Annotated in this window: 1 protein-coding gene; it reads left to right on the plus strand. The window is 45.6% G+C overall.

The genetic code is table 11. From position 1 onward, the window contains the following. Nucleotides 1–6: 6 nt before the first annotated feature. Nucleotides 7–432 (plus strand): transposase (locus CIK04_RS31610; protein ID WP_325206064.1); only part of this gene is annotated, 426 nt, incomplete at its 3' end.

Raw genomic sequence — 432 nt, forward strand, 5'->3', positions numbered from 1 at the left:
GCCCGAATGCTAGAATCCATCAATCAGACAATACCTGCGGTTTTACCCCGAGATGTTCCCTCAAAATGGGTCGTAGACTGTCGGTGTGTTGGGTATGGGTTACCTGCTCTGCAATATCTGTCACGCTATCTCTACCGTGGAGTCTTGCCAGACAAAGACATCAAATCTGTCACAGAGAATGAAGTCACCTTCGAATATGTAGATGGCAAAACGAAACAACGAAGATCCCGAACACTTCCGATAACACAGTTCCTATGGTTGATACTTCAACATGTTTTACCAAAAGGTCTTCAGCGAGTTAGAGACTATGGTTTTCTTCGCGGCAACGCCCATCAACTCTGCCTACAAATTCAGTTACTGTTTTTATCTGCGAGCGAACTTTACCGCCCTGTATCTAGGACAGAACAGTCGAAAGTGGTACGTAGTTGCCCT

The organism is Vibrio sp. 03_296 (genome assembly GCF_002265885.1).